Source organism: Peribacillus frigoritolerans, from assembly GCF_001636405.1.
Taxonomy (GTDB): Bacteria; Bacillota; Bacilli; order Bacillales; family DSM-1321; genus Peribacillus; species Peribacillus frigoritolerans.
Map to the genome: position 1 here is coordinate 2,759,604 of NZ_KV440950.1, position 21,527 is coordinate 2,781,130.

The window sequence follows — 21,527 nt, forward strand, 5'->3', positions numbered from 1 at the left end:
ATAAGGGGGAAGGTAATGATGGCATTAGGAAGAAACGCAGTATTACTAGGAGTCGGAGTTGCCGGAGTCTCATTTTTATCGAATAAAACAAACAGAGGAAAAGTGAAGGACATGTGGTCCAATGCAAAAGCAAAAACGGTAGGCTTTTGGAATAGGACGGCTTCAGAGTTGGATCCTGTAATTGAAAAGGCGGGTCACCCTGATCCATATGATCATGATGACAATAAAATGGTGGACGAAGGCGCCATGTACGGTGTTCACTATTATAATAATGCAAAGCATGGATAAAGCAAATCGCTTGGGAGTACCCAAGTGTCAGACTGTAGACAAACTTGTTTAGTTTGTCTGCAGTTTTTTTTATTAAAAGGTTGTTTTGATTTCAGAAATCCGCCGCTTCTTTTCCGCCGACTGCCGAAGCCGCATCAAAGCAGGCGCCTGTGGTGTCTCTGCTAGCCAGTACTTCGGCAGGAGTGTCGCAAATTTCTTCAATCTAATGAGGGTTTCATAAAAAGTAATAAAAATGAATGATAACCAGGGCTTCCATGGTTCAGGATGAGACCATTCCGAACCATGATTTTAAACAAACTGGAGTGGAAATCAACATCTGAAAATTGTAATCATGCCCGAGGAGTTGAAGGTGTGTTTCGATTCTGGTGGTTTAGGAACATCAGTTACGTTTTCCGAACCCTTTTTGCCTACTAACTATCGCTTGGGGCTACCCAGGCGTTTTTTTTGTAGTGGCATTTTATTTATCAATTGATAAATGTCAGATGATTACGAATTCTGAACAAGGATTCAAGGTATTAAATTCTTTATTGTGCTTTAAATGAATAAGGATTAAGATAAAAGAATCGAAAGGAAGTGGATACGAGTGAGCAGCAGTTCTTATGATCCTGAACCCAGAAAGCAAGAGGAAGCCAATATGATGCTAGAAGTCGAGACTGTTATTCTCCCTGAGTATCTGCTCGAAGAAGGTAAATAAGGCTTTCTCTATAGAAGAGGAGGTCAAAAAATGATTGAAATCTACAAGACGGATGATAACCGTCACCTGAATAATATCGAGGAAATGACAAAAGGTTCCTGGGTGAACATTGTCGCGCCCACAGAAGCCGAAATAGATTATATATGCTCGACTTTGAAGTTACCGATCAATTTCATGAAAGATCCACTCGATGATGAGGAAAGACCGCGAATCGAAAAAGAGGATGATAATGTTTTAATAATTGTCGACTTCCCATATTTGACCAGGGATGAAGCCGACTTACCGATTTTTGAAACGATTCCCATAGGCATGATCTTTACCAAAGACTGTTTCATTACGGTATCTCTGAAAGAAACTCCGATATTGGCGAATTTCAAAAACAATAAGATCAAAGGATTCTTCACCAATAAGAAGACGAGATTTGCTTTACAAATATTATTCGAGATTTCATCCTATTATTTACGTTACCTGAAACAGATTAACAAGATGACAAATGAAGCCGAACGTGAATTACATCAGTCAATGAAAAATAAAGAATTATACACTTTCCTTGCTTTGGAAAAAAGCCTTGTTTATTTTACGACATCATTGAAATCCAATCGTGTAGTCCTTGATAAGATCCTCCGATTTAATTATCTGAAAATGTATGAAGAAGATAAAGAATTGCTTGAGGATGTAATCATCGAAAATGCTCAGGCTATCGAAATGGCAGAAGTGTATCTATCCATTCTTAGCGGTATGATGGATGCATTCGCTTCGATCATTTCCAATAATGTCAATAATGCCATGAAGTTTCTAACATCAGTGACCATTATATTAACGCTGCCGACGATGGTGGCAAGTTTTTATGGAATGAATGTGGAACTGCCATTTGAACATAATCAGTTTGCTTTCATTTTTACATTATTAATTGCCATCACTTTGGCGGGGACGACTGCATTCATTTTTTGGAAGAAAAAATATTTTTAAGATTAACCGGCTTATTAAGCCGGTTTTTAATTTGAACATTGATTTCCACTAAGGCACTCGTTTTGGGCGGGCTGTCCGCCCTCGGCGCATTTGCGCTTGTGGGGTCTCTCATGGACTCGCTTTTCCCGCAGGAGTCTCGCACCTTACGTTCCAATTATAGATCAACTGGTGCCTGCGAACCTTTGGTTGAGGCTGCCAAGCATGTTTTATTGTTTTATTCCTCAAAAAAATCAGAAAATCCTTCACTGTTAATACGATCTGAATAAGGGTTCTCATCATTTACATTCTTTGCATCCAAATTGGTTTTAATCACTAAACGGGGACTCTCTGATGCTTCTCTTATGATACGATCGTTCAACTCTTTGAAATCCGGTACATTCTTATTGCCGGGTTTGTTTGGTTCCAATATAACCACCTCCATTTTTATCTTTGCAATAAATGATGGGGGGTATTCATGAATATTCTTAGATTTGGGAAGGATAAAGGACTGAGGAGGAGATCATGATGACCAAATGGAACGAGCAAGCATCTCGCAATAATAATTTAAGGGCAAGTGATTTAAACCCAGATGGAGCCGATAAAGGAAAAATGGATTCAAAAAAAATTGATGGAGATCAATTGAATGATCTTAAGATCCAAGAGGAAGTCAGAAAGCAAAATATGTAAGAGATGTCCCTGATTTTAAAGTAAAGCAAAAAAGATCATACATCGGAAAACGCTTGGCGGATAAACCAAGCGTTTTTTTTTCATATCATGGTTTGAATTTCATGGTTGATTTAGGATTCTCTTTTATCAGGTACGCTTTTGTTTTTTAAGTGAAGAGGGTTGAGCGAAGGACCCGGTTTCTTTTGTAGTGGTACCTTGCCCCTCTACCTGAGAAGAACCTAAACGAGTTTGTGAAGCATCTTTCTTGTTTTTTCCATTCATGTTTATCACCTCGATATTACTTTTCCTATTTCCTTTGCATCCTATACATATATTGAGGGGGATAAGGACAGGTTAGAAGGTAGAGGAGGTGTGTGTTGATGTCAAGAATCGGTGTTGAAGAATCATTAACGAATATTCAGGAAGCACTTCGTGAAAAAGGTTTTGATGTTGTGGAAATTAAACAAGAAGCTGACGCAAAAAACGTGGATTGTTGTGTGGTAACAGGTTTGGAAAGTAATGTGATGGGTATAAGCGATACTTCATTAAAAGCGTCTATCATTGAGGCAAATGGTTTAACGGCTGATGAAGTGTGCCGCGAGGTTGAAAATAAAGTGAATACCATTCAATAGTTCAAAAAGTGCCTAAACCGATATAGGGTTAGGCACTTTTTCCGTTTATTCAAGGTTACTGTGCTATGGAAATTTCCGCAATCAACTCCACTGCTACATTCCCTTTGATCGCCCTGGAAATCATACATGAAGTCTCGGCTTTTTCAGCAAGTCTCCTCGCTTTTTCAACCACTTTTTCAGAAGTACCCGGCACCAATATAAGTGCGGGGCGATGAATGATTTTCTTATAGGTGAATACACCATTCGTAACATCCACTAACGCTTCCGATTGCATGGTCAAGCTCATCTTTTCTATATGGGACCGCTCTAACATGGCAGCATAGGTAATGATATAGCAGGTCGATGCCGCTCCAAGCAGCATTTCATCTGGATTAGTCCCAATCCCTGGTCCTTCCATTTCCGTAGGAATGCTTATCTGTGTTTGAAGATTCCCTGAATGAATCGTGCCGCTATCATTTCTGCCGCCAGGCCACTCGGCAGTTAAATGAAAGTGATGTATTGTCATTTTTTAACCTCCTTACTATTCTATAGTGTAAACGACAAAACAGGTTAAGTATCCGATTTTGCTCAATCAGTCAAATAATCCAGCGATTGCCAGAGTTTTTTTATGGCAAAGAATCCACCGCTGAGCGGATCTAAGATATGAATCGATCAAATAAATTACCGCCTGCCGAATTACGTTTTCAGTTTCTGCCAGCTGACAGAAGCATTCTAAATATAAGTGAAACTTGTTGATAAAACAAAAGGCAGAGGCATTAGGCTATTTTAAGCACAATATTGGATAGGCCTTTCTATAATGATATAGACGGTTTTATATAAATAATACTTCATTAAGGAAGGGCTGAAAAGTTGACTACATTGAGTAATATGTTCGATTTGACTAATAAAACGGCTATCATTACCGGCGGCGGCAGAGGACTGGGAAAACAGATCGCCATGGCGTTGGGAGAGGCTGGCGCAAATATAGTCATCGCTTCACGAAATCTGCCTGTCTGTAAGGAGGTATGTGAAGACTTGCAATCGATGGGTGTTAATGCCGTTGCCTTTGAATGTGATATCACCGATGTGAGTGCCATTGACCATGTCGTTCAGGAAACGGTTGCTCAATTCGGCACGATTGATATTCTTGTCAATAATAGCGGTACATCCTGGTCAGGTCCGCTTTTGGATCTTCCCAAGGACAAGTGGGAAAAAGTATTGAATGTTAACGTTACAGGTACATTCCTGTTTTCACAGGCTGTAGCGAAGGTCATGAAGCAGCAAAATTCCGGAAAAATCATAAATATTGCATCGGTGACAGGACTTGGCGGGACGTTTCCAGAGCTTTTGGATACGATAGCTTATAACACCAGTAAGGGTGCCATCATTACAATGACCAAGGATTTAGGAGTTAAACTTGCTAGATACGGTATCCAAGTCAATGCAATTGCACCTGGATTTTTCCCGACTAAAATCACAAAGAAAATTCTTGAAAAGTCTAACTATGACATATTAGGTAAAACTCCGGCTGGCAGGTTTGGCGATGAAGATGATTTAAAGGGTGCCGCCGTATTTTTAGCCTCCCAGGCTTCTGACTATATGGTAGGTCATATTTTGATCATTGACGGTGGAATATCGGCATTAGTGTAAACGGAGGAGAAAGGAAGGAAGAAATATATGGCGGAAAAATCCAATTTTTATAAAGGGCTTAAATTACTAGGCACACAAAAAGAGCAACAGCTGAATAGTAAAATTCAAAATCTGCTGAATAATCGCGAATTAATCGAAAGAGTGAGCGATAATGCGCAAATGCAGGTGCCAAGAATAAATAGTCTGCAGGAAGCCTCAGAAAGAATGTCCATCATCATGAATTATCCAACAAAAAAAGATGTGGCGAGTTTAGCGAAATTAGTCATCCAACTCGAAGAAAAAATTGATGGGTTGGAAGAATTGGTCTCTATACTTGTTGAGAATAGGGGCGGGAATGTCGGGGGTAATTCTTCAATTCGCAATAAAGGCAATGCCAATTCATCCCGCAGCATCAAAAAGAAATCAAGATTGGCATCCAATGAAAAGGAAGGGAGTAAAAAAAGGATATCTGATTTTCTAAATAACTCCTTATTGTTAAGCTCACAGTTGCCTGAGTTCAATTCAGTTCGACAGGAGAATTCAAATGGTTAAGCGGAAAGTGCCGAAAAATCAATCTGAGTCCAAAACTAAATGGCAACATTTATTGAATATTCCCAATCAGCCATTGCCTGAAATGGGACTGACTCCGAAAATAGCGGTATGGAAAAAAAACAAATCAACGCTTTGGTTTTATCCTTCAGCACAAAAAAAATATGAGGTACCGGTTTTTCTTATATATTCACTAATCAATACTCCTTTGATCCTTGATTTATCCCCAGGTAATAGTTTAATAGAATCTTTTGTAAATGAAGGTTTTGATGTGTATTTACTTGATTTTGGAAGCCCGGGATTTGAAGATGGTGACATATCGATCGAAGATTATATCGTCGATTATATTCAAAAAGGAGTGCAGCGTGCATTACGCCACTCTGGAGCATCGGAAATTACAGTCATGGGGTTTTGCCTCGGCGGTACAATAGCCGCAATATATGCTGCCATTGCAGACGAGCCGATCAAGAATTTGATACTTTCCGTGACCCCGGTGGATTTCAGTGCCTCGGAATTTTTTGATCAATGGCAGGAGGCGCTTAAAGAAGGGACAGCGGATTTTGACGAGACAATAGATATTTATCAAACGATACCGGCCAGTGCAGTTAAATATGGAATCCGGTTAATTACATCGCCCGTCTATATATCACCTTATTTATCTTTATTGAATCAAGCGGATGATGAGAAATACGTTCAAAACTGGCGCCGCTTCAATGCTTGGGCTAATGGGCATGTACCATTATCCGGAGCAGCCGCAAAACAAATAACCAAGGATTTATTGATAAAAAATAGCTTGGTTAATGGTAGCTTTAAGGTAAGGGGAAAAAAAGCGAAGCTATCGAAAATTGATGCTAGTGTTTTGGTCATAGCAAGTAAGTATGATCGACTGGTCCCACAGGAAATGATTTATCCAGTTATGGAGCATTTAACATGTAAGGATAAGACATATAACCTATTGAAAAGTGGACATGCTGCTAAACAATATTCCGGTGTACTCCCATATTATTTGAAGGAATGGCTGCCAGGGCGTTCTTCACCCATTCAATAAGAGGGGGATGTGAAATATACGTGTTGAACCTCAGTGAGGATATCAAAATCATGCCGGTTTTTGAGTATATAGGCTTTGCGTCATTGATATTTTCAAAATTTTTTGCAACATTTCCGGATTACTAAAGCGAAATAAAATAAAAGGGCTGGCTCGTTATGTAGAGCCAGCCCCTATTATATCATTGATAATATTTCACTCTTTCTTCAAGTGGTGAGAAGTCTTTATCGCCAGGTTCTGAAGTGGGTTTTCCAAAGGGCATCTGTGCGATGAGTTTCCAATCTCGTGATATATCCCATGTCTTTCTCACTTCGTCATCGATTAAAGGATTATAATGCTGAAGGCTTGCACCAAACCCCTCAATTTCCAAGGAAGTCCATACGACAAATTGTAAAATGGCAGAAGATTGGTTCGACCAAATCGGAAAATTTTCGGCATACGTTTTGTATTGTTCTTGGAGCCTATTTATTATGGCCTGGTCTTCAAAGAATAAAACCGTTCCATAACCATTTATAAATGACCTCATTTTTTCTTCCGTTTTTTTAAAATCTTTGCCATCGGCTGCTATTCTTAATGTTTCTTTCGTGATATCCCATAATTGGTCGTGGCTTTGACCAGTTAAAACAATCACTCTGGCACTTTGGGAGTTGAAAGCGGAAGGGGAGTATTGAACGGCATGATCGATAACTTCTTTAATCCTTTTATCAGGAACAACATTTTCCTTGCTAAGGGAATAATAAGAGCGTCTATCTTCAATTGCGCTAAAAAAATCTTTAACCATATATCACACCTCCATTCTTATACCGATTTATTTTGGCCTGATTTTATTATTTTATGATAAGTGAATCCGGTAAAATTATTTGAATGAAAATGGTTGACAATTTTATCCCTGTCGTTTATCTTTAAATCAAGATATTTGTATTAAAAGTATTATTTCAGGTTAAATACCTTGAATTCGAGATATTATTAGCGGATTAATTCATCTCCGTAAGGGGAGATTTATAAAGATAGGAGTGGTACGGATGGAATTAAAAGGATTACATCATGTTTCATCGATTACAGCAAAAGCGGGAAATAACTTTGAATTCTACACAAAAGTCTTAGGGATGCGATTAATCAAAAAAACGGTGAATCAAGATGATGTTCGTGTGTATCACTTATTTTATGGAGATCAAATTGGTTCACCGGGTACGGAATTGACGTTTTTTGAAATTCCAAATGCTGCCCGCACTCATGAGGGAAACAATAGCATTTCAGAAATTTCTTTAAGGGTGAAGGATAATGTAGCGCTGGAATATTGGAAAGAACGGTTTGTGGAATTCAATGTAGAGCACGATGAAATATCGAGCCGTTTTGAAAGAAAGGTACTTTCTTTTAAAGATCCAGAAGGGCAGAGGCTTCTTCTGGTTTCCGATCAGGATAATAACGGTGTTCAAGGAGGATTTCCGTGGGATGGAAGCCCAGTACCGCAAGAGTTTTCCATCCTTGGATTAGGACCAGTAAAACTTACAGTACCCAATATTGAACAAACAGAAAGTGTTCTTATCGAGGTATTGGGATTCAGGAAATCAGGCACATACCCATCCGCTATCAGGGGGCAAAATCCGATAGTCGTTTACGAGACAGGTGAAGGAGGAACAGGAGCGGAACTCCATATCGAAGAAAGGAATGACATACCTCGGGAAAGGCTGGGGAGGGGTGGAGTACACCATGTTGCCTTCCGGGTGGATGATGAAGAAGAATTGAGAAAATGGGTAGAAAAGATTAGTGAATCGAAATTCGTGAACTCGGGATATGTGGACCGCTTTTATTTCCGTTCACTCTATTTTAGGGAGCCGAATGGCATATTATTTGAACTAGCTACTGATGGACCTGGTTTTGAAGTGGATGAAGCTGAGCAGCATCTAGGTGAGAACCTTGCCCTGCCACCTTTTTTGGAATCGAAAAGAAAGGATATTGAATCGAATTTAAAACCACTAAATACAAAATCAACTAATTAATCAACGGGAAAGGAAGTAATCGGCATGCAAAAGCAAAATGCAGGGATACATCATATAACCGCAATTGTAGGCAATCCTCAAGAGAATGTGGATTTTTATGCTGGAGTATTGGGAATGCGTATGGTGAAGAAAACCGTTAATTTTGATGATCCAGGCACCTATCATTTATATTTCGGAGATGAATCCGGTTCACCGGGCACAATCATCACTTTCTTTCCTTGGCCTGAGGCATACCGAGGGACAATTGGCTCCGGACAAGTGGGGATTACAACATATGCAGTTCCGGAGGGTTCAATGGGCTTCTGGGAAAATCGTTTGGGTAAATTTAATATAGACTTTGAAAAGGTTTCACGTTTCGGTGAGGAATATCTTGAGTTCCAAGACCCACATGGTTTGCAACTTGAACTGGTTGAGCGTAAAGAAGGTAAAAATAGCGAGTGGTCATTCGGCGGTGTACCAGCTGATAAGGCGGTCAAGGGTTTCGGCGGAGCTGTATTATTGACGTCAAAACCGATCAAAACGATGGAACTATTAGAGGAAGTGATGGGCCTTCAAAAGGTTGGGGAAGAGGGCGATTTCATCCGCTTCAAATCCACATCGGATATCGGAAATTTGATCGATGTTAAAAAAACGGTTTTACCAAACGGTAAAATCGGAGTGGGAACTGTCCATCACATTGCATGGCGTGCGAGCGATAATGAAGATCATAAAGAATGGAGGGAGCATATCGGTAACCATGGCTATGGTGTGACACCCTTTACAGACCGACAATACTTCGATGCGATTTATTTCAGGGAAGATGGAGGCATACTCTTTGAAGTTGCCACAGATCCACCCGGCTTTGCTCATGATGAAACGAAGGAAACGATGGGCAGTAAATTAATGCTGCCGCCATGGTTGGAAGAAAAGCGGGAAGTCATGGAAAAAACGTTACTGCCGGCAGTGCCGAGAGTACTAGAGGAGGATAAATGATGAAACATATTTTTCAAAAAGGAAGTAATCCAGAAGCTCCGTTACTACTGCTTTTACATGGCACTGGAGGAACGGAAACAGATCTCTTGCCATTATCCGAAATGGTTTCACCGGGTTCATCCGTATTGAGCGTACGGGGAAATGTACTTGAAAATGGAATGCCCCGTTATTTCCGACGGTTAGCTGAAGGGGTTTTTGATGAAGAGGATTTGATCTTCCGAACGAAGGAGCTTTATGACTTCTTGGAATCAGCATCCGGAAAATATGACTTCGACCGTGACAGAGTGGTGGCATTAGGTTATTCCAATGGTGCAAATATAGCGGCAAGTTTGCTGTTCCATTACGAGGGGGCATTACAAGGAGCGATTCTTCATCATCCAATGGTTCCAAGACGAGGGATTGCTTTGCCGTCCCTTTCAGATATGCCTGTATTTATAGCTGCAGGTAAAAACGATCCTATTTGCCCAGCAGAAGAAACAGATGAACTTAATCAACTTTTACGGCAAGCTGGCGCTACAGTTGAAGTTCAGTGGGGAAATTACGGTCATCAGTTGACACGTTCAGAGGTTGATGCAGCAGGTTCATGGTTTCAAAAGAACTTTTTATAAGAATGAGAGGGAATGAAGATGATTTCTGTTAACCCTGAAAGTCTAACTGAACGGGATAATTATAAGTTTTTGACTGGAAGCATTATACCGAGACCTATAGCGCTGGTTACGACACAATCCGAAACCGGTACAATCAATATAGCGCCGTTCAGCTTTTTTAACATAGTCAGTTCAAATCCTCCGATGATTTCCATTTCTGTTCAACGGAAAGAAGGAGTTTCAAAGGATACAGCCCGAAATGCAATTCAAACAGGTGAGTTCGTTGTTCATATCACTGACGAAAATAATGTTGCTGATGCAAATCGAACGGCCAAGGAACTCCCATCTGAAGAAAGTGAATTGGGTCTTACTAATTTCACGCTGGCTGTTAGTGATAAGGTATCCGTACCAGGATTGGAAGAAGCGAAGGTGCGGTTCGAATGTACATTAGAGCAATCGATTCCATTGGCAGGTTCCAAGAATAAACCAGGTTGTGATTTACTGATAGGGAAAATAGTCTGCTATCATATAGAGCAAGATATTTACCATAATGGCCGTATTGACCAGAATGGGCTAAAACCTGTAGCAAGATTAGCAGGTCATACCTATACAAAACTAGGGGAATTATTTGAAATAGAACGTCCTTAAGGAAAAAGTAAAAAATGGTGACATCTTTTAAGATGTCGCCATTTTTAAGGACCAACATGACCCCGATTAGTTTTATTTTCCATTTTATTACGCTTAGCGCCTGTTCCAGAAACAATTTAATATTAATGCCGCAGACGCCATGATCGTTATCATTTAAAAGAGGAAGTCTTTACATTCCGAAACAAAACTTGACAATTTTATCATAGATTGATAAAGTTATAAAAAAATAATTTCTTATCCAGAGAGGTGGAGGGACTGGCCCTATGAAACCTCAGCAACAGGTCTACAAAGACACTGTGCTAATTCCAGGGGGTGAAACCTTGATAGATAAGACCGTACGTGTTTATTTGTCAGTAACGCACTCTTTTTTGGAGTGCGTTTTCGTTTTTTCTGGATGCAAGATTAAGGAGAGTTAGAATGGAGAACAAAAGGAAGCATGATTTTCAAAGGCAAATGCAAGCACGGCATATAATAATGCTATCGCTTGGCGGGGTGATTGGAACTGGTTTATTCTTAAGTTCGGGTTATACGATTCAACAGGCTGGTCCGTTCGGAACCATCCTTTCGTATCTGATTGGTGCATTAGTGGTTTATCTAGTCATGCTATGTCTAGGTGAACTATCAGTGCATATGCCCGAGACAGGTGCGTTTCATAGTTACGCAGCCAAATACATCGGACCAGGGACAGGGTATACAGTAGCCTGGTTGTATTGGCTAACCTGGACTGTTGCACTAGGTTCGGAATTCACGGCTGCAGGATTGTTGATGCAGCGATGGTTTCCCTCAATCAGTGTCTGGATATGGAGTGCTCTTTTTGCCATTTTGGTCTTGGCATTAAATGCGTGGACCGTTAAGTTTTTCGCTGAATCCGAATTCTGGTTTGCGTCTATAAAGGTATTTGCTATTGTAATATTCATTATTCTGGGAGTTGCGGCAATGATAGGTTTCATTCCAATGATTAACGCACAATCAGCTCCGTTATTTTCCAATGTTACAAGTGCAGGTTTATTTCCAAATGGTGCTTTTGCCATTCTAATGACGATGCTCGCGGTGAATTTTGCATTTTCTGGAACTGAATTGATCGGAGTTGCAGCTGGAGAAACTGTGAATCCGGAAAAAACGATTCCAAAGGCAATCCGTATGACATTATGGAGATTGATTATCTTTTTTGTAGGTACCATCGTTGTTTTATCCGCATTATTGCCTGTTTCGGATGCAAGCGTATTAGAGAGCCCCTTTGTTGCCGTTCTAGAACGAATTGGAGTGCCATATGCAGCGGATATTATGAACTTTGTTATATTAACTGCCATTTTGTCTGCTGCAAACTCAGGACTATATGCCTCATCCAGGATGCTTTGGTCACTTGCAGATAAGAAAACTATTTCACCAATATTTGCAAAATTGACAAAACGGGGTGTTCCCTTGAATGCAGTCCTTTTCAGTATGCTAGGCGGTGTTTTAGCACTTTTCTCGAGTATTATTGCGCCGGATACTGTATATATAGTGCTTGTATCCATTTCTGGACTAGCCGTGGTTATAGTTTGGATGAGTATTAGCGCGTCACAGTTTCTATTTCGCAGACGATATATAAACGAAGGAAACTCAGTTAATGATTTGGCTTATCATACACCATTATATCCATTCGTACCAATCGTTTCATTTATGCTATGTCTTGCTTCTTGCATAGGAATTGCATTTGATCCTACACAAAGAATAGCCCTATATTGTGGCATTCCGTTTATTTTGTTTTGCTATGGAAGTTATTATCTGACACAAACCATAAAGAAAAGAGGAGTAGACGATGAAGAATAAAATTAACCCAATTGAAGCAATTTTACGAGGTCATTCAGTCATGATTTTGGACGGAGCTTTAGCTACAGAGCTTGAAAGTCATGGGTGTGACTTGGACGATCCCCTGTGGTCTGCACGTGTATTACTTGAAAATCCAGAAGTGATTTACCAGGTTCACTCTGACTACTTTCGAGCTGGTGCTGACTGTGCGATAACGGCAAGCTATCAAGCAACGGTTGAAGGTTTCGCCCTCCGCGGAATACAAGAAAAAGAGGCATTGGATCTAATCCGGAAAACGGTTTTACTTGCAAGAAAAGCAAGAGATGAATTTTGGAAGGAAGAATATCAAACGATTAGACCTAAGCCATTGGTTGCTGCATCAGTTGGACCTTATGGGGCTTATCTTGCAGATGGTTCAGAGTATGTTGGGAATTATGGTGTTTCAGATGAAACTTTAGCGGCATTTCATCGCTCACGAATATCAGCTTTGATTGAAGCGGGAGCCGATATTTTAGCATTTGAAACGATTCCTTCCCTGCAAGAAGCAAAAGTATTACATTCATTATTGAAAGATTATCCAGAAGTCTATGCTTGGCTGTCCTTTTCTTTGAAAAATGAAAAAGCGATAAGTGACGGCACATTGCTGGAGGAGTGTGCCAGATTGTTTGGGGACAGTGAGCAAATTGCCGCAATTGGCATCAACTGTGCGCCTGTATCAGTTATCACGGAAGCCATACAGGTGTTGCGTGCAAACACGCATAAACCAATTATCGTTTATCCAAATTCCGGTGAATCATATAATCCAGAAACTAAAACATGGCATGGTCCAGAATCATGTAATAGGCTCGATGTGAAATCTGAAGATTGGCACCATGCGGGGGCAAATATAATTGGAGGATGTTGCAGAACCGCTCCTCATCATATTGCGGGCATTTCAAGAAAGTGGCGACCTTCCGTGGTAACGTTCTCCTAGCATTTTTGTTATCAAAAATATTGTTAGTCGGGAAACCTATAAACAAAAAGAACAGGAATCTGGCGGTTCCTGTTCTTTTTGAGCTCTTTATTCAGATTCGATTAATTTGAAAGGATTGAACTATTAATTTCTTGGCACTTTAGAAATAAGTCGCGCAAGATCGGCTGAAAATTACAGATAAACCAACCCTTTTGCAAAAACTGTAAAAAGAGAAATTAAATCATATTTTTTTCGTGCTTGGGAAAACTAGACAAACAATGAATGGAAAGGAGAGAATGAGTTATGAGTCGTGGTAAAAATTTTAATCATAAAGAAAAAGGACATCCAGGAAATTTACCCAATAATAGAATTAGCGAAGAGAAGGAACACAGCCGCCAGTATGAACAGATTGAGGATATTGTCACTCATGAAGCTTTCAAGAATAGGGAAAAAGAAGATGAAATGCCTTAATATATGGAAATGCAGCATATCTGTTGAGACATTATATTGAGCAATTTTCCATTTCTTTAAGGATTTCAATAAAGAAGCACATGAATTAAGACATAACTCTCACTTCATGTTGCTTCTTTTTTTGATTAATTCACCGGGGGAAACCATGATCTTTGCCATGTTTTTTCTTTCATTGCAAATAGATAAAGGGGGAAAAAGAATAAGGCTAAAGAGGACAACAGAAAATGAAGATGGATGATTTTTTTAAAAAAACCGACTTTCTTCTATATAATAATTAATGAAATTTAAATTTCTAAACACAGAAATAATTACGTGCAACCGTCAAAATGGGCGAACCGACCTATCCTAATTAATGAAAGCCGCGGTATATTACAGTTATAATGAACATGTCAGGCAGTATAAGAACCTGTTTTGATGAAGTACGGTTCTTTTACCAAATACCAGTTTAAACTCAATGTCTGCTATGTTTCATTTTGTTTATCGCGATTTATTTCCACTTCCCGTTTAGCTCTAATAAAAGCGATAAATTGAATCGTTTCCTCTTCAGAAAGGGAAATTCCATCTACAGCTAGCTTCATATCTGGTAAATCCGTTAATTCCATGACTTGAGGTGACCCATTACCCATATCCTTAGATGGATAATCTACTCGACCCAGAATGTAATCAGTTGAGGTATCATATAAGCCTGCCAATAAATTAATCGTTTCTAATGAAGGGCGGCGGTGGCCCGATTCGTAACCGGCATAGGTACTTTTGGCGATTCCGAGCCTGTCAGCGGTATATTGCAAAGACCATCTTTTGGACTTCCTTAATGTAGTCAATCTATTTAAAATCATTATTATTACTCTCCTTTTATATAAATCCATTATAACATCATATTGAAAAAAGTGTACGCGTAATGAATAACTTTCGCTTGATTTCACTATGAAACATGACTATAATTACATGTGTTGTACGCGTTACATGAACATTTACAGCGGAAAAATCCTTTTCTGAGATATTAGAATGATAGTGAAACAGGGAGGCTTATTAGGGGGTAGTATATTGGAAAAGTTAAAATCAAAAATGAAGAAGTTGATGTTGCTTACTACAGGTGGTACAATTGCATCGTTAGAAGGAAAAAATGGACTTGTTCCAGGAATGAAAGCTGACGAAATTTTAGGCCACCTACCGGGATTGGATTTACTATGTCAGATTGATAGTAAGCCTTTGATGAATATTGATAGTACAAATATGCAGCCGGAAGATTGGACAGAAATGGCACAATCCATCCATAAGCACTACCATGATTACGATGGCTTTGTGATTACCCATGGAACTGATACAATGGCTTACACTTCTGCTGCGCTCTCATATATGTTACAAGATTTAGGGAAACCAATCGTCATTACTGGTTCTCAGGTCCCGATTGCCTTTAAAAAGACAGATGCCAAAAGGAATATCTCTGATGCGATCCGGTTTGCTTGTGAAGATATTGGAGGAGTATATGTTGTTTTTGATGGCAGAGTCATTCAGGGTACGAGGGCCATTAAATTGAGAACGAAAAGCTATGATTCGTTTGAAAGTATTAACTATCCTTATATTGCGACCATATTCAAAGATAAAATTGAGTATCTAAAGCCAGTTCATTCACCAAAGAATAAGGAAGCTAAGTTGGATGCTTCCCTATGTACTGATGTTGCTTTAGTCAAGCTGCATCCCGGTATTAAGCCTGAATTCTTTGATTACCTGAAAAAGCAATGTCGGGGAATCGTAATTGAAAGTTATGGAAGCGGTGGTATTCCATTTCAAGGAAGAAACATTTTAGAGAAATTGAATGAGTTAGTGCAATGTGGAATATCCGTTGTCATTACTACCCAATGCTTAGAAGAAGGGGAAGATATGGATATTTACGAAGTGGGACGAAAAGTGAACAAGAATGTCATCATTCGTTCCAGGAATATGAATACAGAAGCCATCGTTCCTAAGTTGATGTGGATATTAGCGAAGACACAGGATCCTAAAAAAGTGAAGGAAATGATGGAAACACCGATTGCAGAGGACATTACATTCTAGAACAAACAAAGGGGCAAGAGGAAATGTTGATAGAAGAGAAAACATACCGAATCGAGAAAGACTTTCTTGGGGAAAAGGAAATTCCAGCAGATGTTTATTATGGTATACAAACTTTACGCGCAGTGGAAAATTTTCCGATTACCGGTTACAAAGTCAATGAAGAAATGATTCGTGCACTGGCCATGATTAAAAAAGCGGCCGCTTTAGCGAATATGGATACCAAACGGTTATATGATGGTATTGGAAGCGCTATCGTCAAAGCTTCTGAAGAAGTGATCGATGGAAAGTGGCATGAATATTTCATCGTTGACCCAATTCAAGGCGGTGCGGGGACATCGATGAATATGAATATTAATGAAATCGTTGCCAACCGTGCGTTAGAACTTATGGGACACAATAAAGGTGATTATGTACATGTTAGCCCAAATAGCCATGTTAACATGTCTCAATCAACCAATGACGTATTCCCAACTGCCATTCATTTATCCACACTGCGTCTTTTGGAGCAATTGTTACAAACAATGACCAAGATGAGTACGGTTTTAAAGAAAAAAGCAAAACAATTTGATCATGTTATCAAAATGGGTCGCACACATCTTCAGGACGCAGTGCCGATTCGACTTGGTCAAGAATTTGAGGCTTACAGTCGCGTTTTGGATCGGGATATAAAAAGAATAAGTCAATCACGTCAACATTTATATGAAGTGAATATGGGAGCAACAGCAGTGGGAACGGGATTGAACGCAGATCCGCGTTACATTGAAAACGTTGTTACATATTTAGCTGAAATCAGTAACTTGCCGCTTGTAGGAGCAGAACATTTAGTAGATGCAACCCAAAATACGGATGCATACACTGAGGTATCAGCTTCATTGAAAGTATGTATGATGAATATGTCTAAAATTGCAAATGATTTACGTTTGATGGCTTCAGGACCGAGAGCGGGATTAGGAGAAATCACACTTCCAGCCCGTCAACCAGGTTCATCCATCATGCCAGGTAAAGTAAATCCAGTCATGCCAGAATTAATTAATCAAGTCGCTTTCCAAGTAATCGGGAACGATAATACGATTTGCTTAGCATCAGAAGCGGGACAACTAGAGTTGAACGTAATGGAGCCAGTGCTTGTATTCAATTTGTTGCAATCTATCAGCATTATGAACAATGCTTTCAATGTCTTTACAGATTATTGTTTGGAAGGCATTGAGGCTAATGAGCAGCATTTAAAGGATTATGTCGAACAAAGTGTCGGAGTGATTACAGCAGTCAATCCGCACCTTGGGTACGAAGTGGTTTCACGTATTGCCCGTGAAGCGATATTGAAAGGGAAGTCTGTTCGCGAACTTTGTTTACAATATGATGTGTTGACAGAAGAAGAATTGGATCTGATTCTAAATCCTTATGAGATGACAAAACCCGGAATAGCGGGGGCTTCTCTTTTTGATCGGCAATAACCAGTATTTTGGTAGAAAATATGAATCTATATGATTTTTGATATAATGACTATGCCTTTAGGACCGTTGGTATAAAGGCATGGTCATTTTTTATATGCATTTCAATAAGATATGTCAAACAAACTTGCGTCAACTGCTTTTTGCCATAGATAACTTAATATTCAGTTATTTAGAGCGTCAATCTAATCATGGATCGGTTTAACTGACAATAGAAAACCCATCCCCCTTAGAATATATCCAGGGGTATGGGGAAACTTGAGCTCAATAATATGCTTGTATTAGCCCTTTACCACTTCCTGTCCTCGAACATTCCAAGTACATGCAAAGACCACTACTGCCAGTACACAAGAAATCGTAATTAATGTAAAACCTGCATTCCAGCCTGAAAAGTCAACTACGTATCCCATAATGGCATTAGCCGCTACAGATCCACCTAGATATCCAAATAAGCCAGTCAGTCCTGCTGCAGTGCCTGCAGCTTTTTTAGGAACTAAATCAAGTGCTTGCAGACCTATTAACATTACTGGTCCATAAATTAAGAATCCAATCGCAATTAGGGATATAATATCAATCATTGGGTTGCCTGCAGGGTTAAACCAATAAACAAGGACTGCGATTAATACTCCTAGCATGAAGACAACGCCAGCAGGTCCCCGACGGCCTTTAAAAACTTTATCAGAGATATAGCCGCATAATAAAGTACCCGGAATACCAGCCCATTCGTATAAGAAATAAGCCGTACTGGACTCGTCCATGTTGAAGCCCTTTTCTTCGCTTAAATAGGTTGGTGCCCAATCAAGTACCCCATAACGGACGAAATAGACAAAGATGTTTGCAATCGCAATCGCCCAGACCCATTTGTTATTTAATACATATTTAAATAATATCTCTTTTGTTGTCAGTTCTGTTTCAAACGTTTTTTTCATTTTATTTGGAAAATCATTACGATACTCTTCAATCGGCGGCAATCCAACTGATTGTGGTGTATCACGTATCAAGATAAATGATATGATTGCTATTAATATGGCAACTAGAGCAGGTAGTATAAAAATTCCTTCATAACCTGCATATGAAGAACCCATTAATGTTGCAAATATGGAGACACCTGCAATTGCCAATGGTGCCATTAAGCCACCACCCACATTGTGGGCAACATTCCAAATTGCCGTTTTCCCTCCTCTTTCACTTACACTGAACCAGTGGACAAGGACTCTCCCTGATGGAGGCCAACCCATTCCTTGAAACCACCCATTAATGAATAACATGATGAACATGATTGTAACCGATGATGTGAAAAATGGAACAAGTCCCATAAGTAAGCTGACGATTCCAGCAAGTATCAAACCTACTGGCAAGAAATACCTCGCGTTACTTCGGTCTGACACAGTCCCCATTACAAACTTACTTATCCCATATGAAATCGAGATAGCTGATAATGCAAGACCTAGCTCTCCAGTTGTATAGCCTTCCTCCTTTAAATATGGCATTGCCATGGAAAAGTTTTTACGAATTAAATAATACGCTGCATATCCAATGAAGATACCGATGAAAACTTGTAATCTGAGTTTCTTATATTCAGAATCTATTTTTCCTTCCGGTAATCTTTCAACTGGTAGAGCTGGCTTAAATAATTTGAGCATCCAATTCCTCCTTAATATGATATTTTTGAACCTAATTAAATAAAGTAATGATGATGATACATAAAAAAAACCCATACCAAAATAGTAACCTTTTTGTTAAAAGGTCCTATTAAAGCATGAGTCTCCAAATCTCCACCATCGTTAACTTGTAATAATTATACTATCTTCATAAGAAAACGCTGTCAACATTTTTTTGTGCCCATTCGGACAAAGAAGGAACCATTGACTTCAAGTTACTGACTGAGTCCTTTTTGGCATCAGTTTTAGATCAGGATAAAATGTGGCTCACTTGAAATGGCTTAATCGGTTAATCTTTTCATTTGAAAATTTTTTCTGAACGAATGGTATGTGTCCAAAGTTCCAATGAATATTAATGGTAATGGTAAAAACCCAAATGGAATGACATGCGCAATTTTTCATCTTTTTTAGATTGTCAAAATGATGTAATCGTCATTTCCATATGGAAGGGAGGATATTTTGAAACAAGTGAATCGTTTTATCCGAAGCGTTACATTTCTAATGCTCGCATTTCTCATGTTTAGTGTGCAGGCTGCTTATGCTTCAACAGATTCAATATCATCGCAATCCACGCCAGACCTTTTGATTCGGCAAATCATGGGTTTAGCCTACGAATCACAACAATCCATTAGCAGTGGACCATTTTCTGTAGGTGATTCGTTGAAGAAAGTGGAAAAAGCCTGGGGTGAACCGGAAGATTTAAGTACCGTTGCAGCCAATTATTGGAGCCGGAATGTCCGATTCCTCTATGACGGTTCAACAGGTAGAAAGACGATTACCGCCATTGATGATTTTGATCCGCAATTGCAAACCATTCATTTATCCATGTTGAAGGAATTGATCGGTGAACCGGTAAGTGAAGTGGAGCAAGAAGGGAATTACTATGTCACTTATACCGATTACGCAAATTATAAAGTGGTCTTCGTGTTTGAAAGCGCCTGGATTGACCCAAATCCAAGATTGAATATGTATACGGTTGAATTCGCACCAGATTAATAAGTAATTCTGATCCTGAACCTTCTTTAATTGTAGAAAATGAAGAAACTGTAAAAGATACGGAAGAATAATCTTTGCCTAAAAAAAGTCCCAGCGATTAAGCTGGGTCTGAGTTTGTAGACCAAAAGGGTTGCATCTGAATTTTAAGCAAAGTTTGATTGGAACGGAGGGTACGAGACTCCTGCGGGAAAAGCGCTTCCAAGGGAGACCCCACTGGCGCCAAGAGCGCCGAGGGAGGCTCCCCGACCGCCCGCGGAAAGCGAGTGCCTGAAGTGGAAATCAACGCTTATATTTTTACACTCCCTCAAAAAAATGTAGGCATTCTATATTTGTATCGAGTTTGTCTAAATCTGTGGCCCAGCAATAAAAAATGATCGTCCCTTTTTTACAGGGGCGATTCTTTGCTGTTATTATCTTTAAATGGTTTCTTACACCGGGAGAATTTTGTTCAAGAATCTAATTTTACCGTTCTATTCAGTATTGTTCAGACATACATTACAAAGATGTAAATAGAATGATTAAGGGGGAACTGCTTTGTCAGAAGGTGTGCATAGTATCATATTACCTGTTTCCAAAAAAACGGTATGGGGTTTTGTAAGTAGCATAGATCGTTGGGCACCTCTAGTCCCAGGATATATCAATCATGAGATGATAAATGAGCGGACACTTATTTGGGAGTTTAAAAGCGATTTGGGACTAATGAAGAAGAAAATTAAACTGGAAGTGAATATATTGGAATGGATTGAACCAGATAAGGTAACATTTAAGCTTAAGGGATTAAATGAAAAATTTGATGGGCATGGCTATTTTTTAGCGGAAGAGTGCGGAATTGGACAGACTAAAATGACTGGCTGCCTGGCGATTACGGCAAAAGGCGCTAAAGCCCCTATCGTCAATGCTTTGTTAAAAACCTACGTTCCCCAAATGACGATCGAGTTTTCTGAGGCAGTTGCACAAAGTCTTCTTGTACAAAAATAGGAATTACATATTGGAGTTTTATTGGATATTGGCACTTGACAATTATACCTAAGTGGTATGTATTATAAATTGTAAGATTTTTATCAAACCTTCATTTCGTCTGAAAGGGTTTTATGATGGATGTCTGGATAGGATTCATAAGTAATAGGCAGGGTAGGAGGCCTCACATGGAGTACGATAAGCAGGTTAAAAATAGAGTGAAGCGAATTGAAGGACAGCTTCGTGGGATTTTGAAAATGATGGAGGATAATAAAGATTGCAGGGATGTAGTAACTCAGTTATCTGCAACCAGATCTGCAATCGATCGGACAATTGGGGTAATAGTAAGTTCCAATCTTGTTGAATGCGTCCGGGAGGCTAATGAATCCGGAGAAAAGAATCCTGAAGAGCTAGTGAAAGAAGCTGTGAATTTATTAGTGAAAAGCCGGTAAGCAATTATATTATTGTTAAATAGGAATTTTTAAGAAAAATATTATTAGACTGCCTGGCCAATCTGAGAAATTTTAGTGTCCGGGGTGGATGGATTTTTTAAAAT

At 39.4% G+C, this 21,527-nt stretch carries 25 protein-coding genes and 1 riboswitch; of the genes, 19 read left to right on the forward strand and 6 right to left on the reverse strand.

Features of this window, described 5'->3' with window-relative positions:
• Positions 1-15 precede the first annotated feature (15 nt).
• Positions 16-288 (forward strand): hypothetical protein, encoded by a 273-nt coding sequence (locus A6755_RS13405; protein ID WP_057277433.1) that lies wholly within the window; start codon positions 16-18, stop codon positions 286-288.
• 724 nt (positions 289-1,012) lie between these two features.
• Complete coding sequence (locus A6755_RS13410) at positions 1,013-1,951, forward strand: magnesium transporter CorA family protein (RefSeq protein WP_063590932.1); 939 nt, start codon at positions 1,013-1,015, stop codon at positions 1,949-1,951.
• 214 nt (positions 1,952-2,165) lie between these two features.
• Here the strand turns inward: A6755_RS13410 and A6755_RS13415 are convergent, their stop codons facing one another.
• Positions 2,166-2,357 carry a hypothetical protein gene (locus A6755_RS13415; protein ID WP_063590933.1) on the reverse strand — a complete coding sequence of 64 codons (192 nt, stop codon included), beginning with the start codon at positions 2,355-2,357 and terminating at the stop codon, positions 2,166-2,168.
• Between the two features lie 95 nt (positions 2,358-2,452).
• Between A6755_RS13415 and A6755_RS27075 the strand changes: the two genes are divergently transcribed.
• Positions 2,453-2,617 carry a hypothetical protein gene (locus tag A6755_RS27075; protein WP_174878715.1) on the forward strand — a complete coding sequence of 55 codons (165 nt, stop codon included), beginning with the start codon at positions 2,453-2,455 and terminating at the stop codon, positions 2,615-2,617.
• Between the two features lie 126 nt (positions 2,618-2,743).
• On the opposite strand, the gene A6755_RS26690 is transcribed toward A6755_RS27075, so the two are convergent.
• Complete coding sequence (locus A6755_RS26690) at positions 2,744-2,878, reverse strand: YuzL family protein (RefSeq protein ID WP_134402135.1); 135 nt, start codon at positions 2,876-2,878, stop codon at positions 2,744-2,746.
• A gap of 98 nt (positions 2,879-2,976) precedes the next feature.
• Between A6755_RS26690 and A6755_RS13420 the strand changes: the two genes are divergently transcribed.
• Complete coding sequence (locus A6755_RS13420; protein ID WP_034307261.1) at positions 2,977-3,228, forward strand: YkuS family protein; 252 nt, start codon at positions 2,977-2,979, stop codon at positions 3,226-3,228.
• A 55-nt stretch (positions 3,229-3,283) separates the two neighbouring features.
• On the opposite strand, the gene A6755_RS13425 is transcribed toward A6755_RS13420, so the two are convergent.
• The gene (locus A6755_RS13425) at positions 3,284-3,733 is read right to left on the reverse strand and encodes an OsmC family protein (RefSeq protein WP_063590934.1); all 450 of its coding nucleotides are present in this window, start codon (positions 3,731-3,733) and stop codon (positions 3,284-3,286) included.
• A 362-nt stretch (positions 3,734-4,095) separates the two neighbouring features.
• Between A6755_RS13425 and A6755_RS13430 the strand changes: the two genes are divergently transcribed.
• From A6755_RS13430 to A6755_RS13440, 3 genes are read left to right on the forward strand one after another with little or no spacing between them, the layout of a single operon-like run.
• Positions 4,096-4,857, forward strand: a complete 762-nt coding sequence (locus tag A6755_RS13430; protein WP_048679861.1) for an SDR family oxidoreductase — start codon at positions 4,096-4,098, stop codon at positions 4,855-4,857.
• A gap of 27 nt (positions 4,858-4,884) precedes the next feature.
• Positions 4,885-5,388: a hypothetical protein gene (locus A6755_RS13435; RefSeq protein WP_034307255.1), complete on the forward strand. Its 504-nt coding sequence runs from the start codon at positions 4,885-4,887 to the stop codon at positions 5,386-5,388.
• Positions 5,381-6,433: an alpha/beta fold hydrolase gene (locus A6755_RS13440; protein ID WP_084737714.1), complete on the forward strand. Its 1,053-nt coding sequence runs from the start codon at positions 5,381-5,383 to the stop codon at positions 6,431-6,433. The genes A6755_RS13435 and A6755_RS13440 overlap by 8 nt, the downstream gene beginning before the upstream one ends.
• A gap of 178 nt (positions 6,434-6,611) precedes the next feature.
• On the opposite strand, the gene A6755_RS13445 is transcribed toward A6755_RS13440, so the two are convergent.
• The gene (locus tag A6755_RS13445; protein ID WP_063590935.1) at positions 6,612-7,211 is read right to left on the reverse strand and encodes a nitroreductase family protein; all 600 of its coding nucleotides are present in this window, start codon (positions 7,209-7,211) and stop codon (positions 6,612-6,614) included.
• 241 nt (positions 7,212-7,452) lie between these two features.
• Here A6755_RS13445 and A6755_RS13450 point away from each other — a divergent pair, with 241 nt between their 5' ends.
• From A6755_RS13450 to A6755_RS27080, 7 genes are all read left to right on the forward strand, one after another.
• A complete protein-coding gene (locus tag A6755_RS13450) occupies positions 7,453-8,430 on the forward strand; it encodes a ring-cleaving dioxygenase (RefSeq protein WP_063590936.1) in 978 nt (325 codons plus the stop codon).
• Between the two features lie 24 nt (positions 8,431-8,454).
• Positions 8,455-9,402, forward strand: a complete 948-nt coding sequence (locus tag A6755_RS13455) for a ring-cleaving dioxygenase (RefSeq protein ID WP_063590937.1) — start codon at positions 8,455-8,457, stop codon at positions 9,400-9,402.
• A complete protein-coding gene (locus tag A6755_RS13460; RefSeq protein WP_063590938.1) occupies positions 9,402-10,010 on the forward strand; it encodes an alpha/beta hydrolase in 609 nt (202 codons plus the stop codon). The genes A6755_RS13455 and A6755_RS13460 overlap by 1 nt, the downstream gene beginning before the upstream one ends.
• 18 nt (positions 10,011-10,028) lie before the next feature.
• A complete protein-coding gene (locus A6755_RS13465; RefSeq protein ID WP_063590939.1) occupies positions 10,029-10,637 on the forward strand; it encodes a flavin reductase family protein in 609 nt (202 codons plus the stop codon).
• A 231-nt stretch (positions 10,638-10,868) separates the two neighbouring features.
• Positions 10,869-10,971: riboswitch (SAM riboswitch) on the forward strand.
• Positions 10,972-11,054: 83 nt separating this feature from the next.
• On the forward strand, positions 11,055-12,449 hold the full coding sequence (mmuP, locus tag A6755_RS13470) for an S-methylmethionine permease (RefSeq protein WP_063590940.1): 1,395 nt from the start codon (positions 11,055-11,057) through the stop codon (positions 12,447-12,449).
• A complete protein-coding gene (gene mmuM / locus A6755_RS13475) occupies positions 12,439-13,401 on the forward strand; it encodes a homocysteine S-methyltransferase (protein ID WP_063590941.1) in 963 nt (320 codons plus the stop codon). Before mmuP ends, mmuM begins: the two co-directional genes overlap by 11 nt.
• Before the next feature lie 282 nt (positions 13,402-13,683).
• Positions 13,684-13,851, forward strand: a complete 168-nt coding sequence (locus tag A6755_RS27080) for a hypothetical protein (protein ID WP_162878727.1) — start codon at positions 13,684-13,686, stop codon at positions 13,849-13,851.
• A 461-nt stretch (positions 13,852-14,312) separates the two neighbouring features.
• Here the strand turns inward: A6755_RS27080 and A6755_RS13480 are convergent, their stop codons facing one another.
• On the reverse strand, positions 14,313-14,687 hold the full coding sequence (locus tag A6755_RS13480) for a helix-turn-helix domain-containing protein (RefSeq protein WP_063590942.1): 375 nt from the start codon (positions 14,685-14,687) through the stop codon (positions 14,313-14,315).
• A 229-nt stretch (positions 14,688-14,916) separates the two neighbouring features.
• Between A6755_RS13480 and A6755_RS13485 the strand changes: the two genes are divergently transcribed.
• A complete protein-coding gene (locus A6755_RS13485) occupies positions 14,917-15,906 on the forward strand; it encodes an asparaginase (RefSeq protein ID WP_063592546.1) in 990 nt (329 codons plus the stop codon).
• Between the two features lie 23 nt (positions 15,907-15,929).
• A complete protein-coding gene (gene aspA, locus A6755_RS13490; RefSeq protein WP_034307227.1) occupies positions 15,930-17,360 on the forward strand; it encodes an aspartate ammonia-lyase in 1,431 nt (476 codons plus the stop codon).
• 278 nt (positions 17,361-17,638) lie between these two features.
• Here aspA and glpT read toward each other — a convergent pair whose 3' ends face one another.
• Positions 17,639-19,000, reverse strand: coding sequence for a glycerol-3-phosphate transporter (gene glpT / locus A6755_RS13495; protein WP_034307225.1), 1,362 nt, complete (start codon positions 18,998-19,000; stop codon positions 17,639-17,641).
• Positions 19,001-19,486: 486 nt separating this feature from the next.
• Here glpT and A6755_RS13500 point away from each other — a divergent pair, with 486 nt between their 5' ends.
• The 3 genes from A6755_RS13500 (at position 19,487) to A6755_RS13510 (ending at position 21,423) form a co-directional block, all read left to right on the forward strand.
• The gene (locus A6755_RS13500; RefSeq protein WP_231688579.1) at positions 19,487-20,014 is read left to right on the forward strand and encodes a DUF4309 domain-containing protein; all 528 of its coding nucleotides are present in this window, start codon (positions 19,487-19,489) and stop codon (positions 20,012-20,014) included.
• A 534-nt stretch (positions 20,015-20,548) separates the two neighbouring features.
• Positions 20,549-20,992 carry an SRPBCC family protein gene (locus tag A6755_RS13505; protein ID WP_054395643.1) on the forward strand — a complete coding sequence of 148 codons (444 nt, stop codon included), beginning with the start codon at positions 20,549-20,551 and terminating at the stop codon, positions 20,990-20,992.
• Between the two features lie 167 nt (positions 20,993-21,159).
• Positions 21,160-21,423: a metal-sensitive transcriptional regulator gene (locus A6755_RS13510; protein ID WP_034307218.1), complete on the forward strand. Its 264-nt coding sequence runs from the start codon at positions 21,160-21,162 to the stop codon at positions 21,421-21,423.
• Positions 21,424-21,527 lie beyond the last annotated feature (104 nt).

What these genes read in the sequence shown, in the direction of transcription:
- A6755_RS13465 (WP_063590939.1), top strand. Translation starts at nt 10,029, where the DNA reads ATGATTTCTGTTAACCCTGAAAGTCTAACTGAACGGGATAATTATAAG.
- A6755_RS13460 (WP_063590938.1), top strand. Translation starts at nt 9,402, where the DNA reads ATGAAACATATTTTTCAAAAAGGAAGTAATCCAGAAGCTCCGTTACTA.
- A6755_RS13480 (WP_063590942.1), bottom strand. Translation starts at nt 14,687, where the DNA reads ATGATTTTAAATAGATTGACTACATTAAGGAAGTCCAAAAGATGGTCT.
- A6755_RS13485 (WP_063592546.1), top strand. Translation starts at nt 14,917, where the DNA reads ATGAAGAAGTTGATGTTGCTTACTACAGGTGGTACAATTGCATCGTTA.
- A6755_RS13410 (WP_063590932.1), top strand. Translation starts at nt 1,013, where the DNA reads ATGATTGAAATCTACAAGACGGATGATAACCGTCACCTGAATAATATC.
- A6755_RS13445 (WP_063590935.1), bottom strand. Translation starts at nt 7,211, where the DNA reads ATGGTTAAAGATTTTTTTAGCGCAATTGAAGATAGACGCTCTTATTAT.
- A6755_RS13430 (WP_048679861.1), top strand. Translation starts at nt 4,096, where the DNA reads ATGTTCGATTTGACTAATAAAACGGCTATCATTACCGGCGGCGGCAGA.
- mmuP (WP_063590940.1), top strand. Translation starts at nt 11,055, where the DNA reads ATGGAGAACAAAAGGAAGCATGATTTTCAAAGGCAAATGCAAGCACGG.
- aspA (WP_034307227.1), top strand. Translation starts at nt 15,930, where the DNA reads ATGTTGATAGAAGAGAAAACATACCGAATCGAGAAAGACTTTCTTGGG.
- A6755_RS13440 (WP_084737714.1), top strand. Translation starts at nt 5,381, where the DNA reads ATGGTTAAGCGGAAAGTGCCGAAAAATCAATCTGAGTCCAAAACTAAA.
- A6755_RS13450 (WP_063590936.1), top strand. Translation starts at nt 7,453, where the DNA reads ATGGAATTAAAAGGATTACATCATGTTTCATCGATTACAGCAAAAGCG.
- mmuM (WP_063590941.1), top strand. Translation starts at nt 12,439, where the DNA reads ATGAAGAATAAAATTAACCCAATTGAAGCAATTTTACGAGGTCATTCA.
- A6755_RS13420 (WP_034307261.1), top strand. Translation starts at nt 2,977, where the DNA reads ATGTCAAGAATCGGTGTTGAAGAATCATTAACGAATATTCAGGAAGCA.
- A6755_RS13455 (WP_063590937.1), top strand. Translation starts at nt 8,455, where the DNA reads ATGCAAAAGCAAAATGCAGGGATACATCATATAACCGCAATTGTAGGC.
- A6755_RS27080 (WP_162878727.1), top strand. Translation starts at nt 13,684, where the DNA reads ATGAGTCGTGGTAAAAATTTTAATCATAAAGAAAAAGGACATCCAGGA.
- A6755_RS13510 (WP_034307218.1), top strand. Translation starts at nt 21,160, where the DNA reads ATGGAGTACGATAAGCAGGTTAAAAATAGAGTGAAGCGAATTGAAGGA.
- A6755_RS13425 (WP_063590934.1), bottom strand. Translation starts at nt 3,733, where the DNA reads ATGACAATACATCACTTTCATTTAACTGCCGAGTGGCCTGGCGGCAGA.
- A6755_RS13405 (WP_057277433.1), top strand. Translation starts at nt 16, where the DNA reads ATGATGGCATTAGGAAGAAACGCAGTATTACTAGGAGTCGGAGTTGCC.
- A6755_RS26690 (WP_134402135.1), bottom strand. Translation starts at nt 2,878, where the DNA reads ATGAATGGAAAAAACAAGAAAGATGCTTCACAAACTCGTTTAGGTTCT.
- A6755_RS27075 (WP_174878715.1), top strand. Translation starts at nt 2,453, where the DNA reads ATGATGACCAAATGGAACGAGCAAGCATCTCGCAATAATAATTTAAGG.
- glpT (WP_034307225.1), bottom strand. Translation starts at nt 19,000, where the DNA reads ATGCTCAAATTATTTAAGCCAGCTCTACCAGTTGAAAGATTACCGGAA.
- A6755_RS13435 (WP_034307255.1), top strand. Translation starts at nt 4,885, where the DNA reads ATGGCGGAAAAATCCAATTTTTATAAAGGGCTTAAATTACTAGGCACA.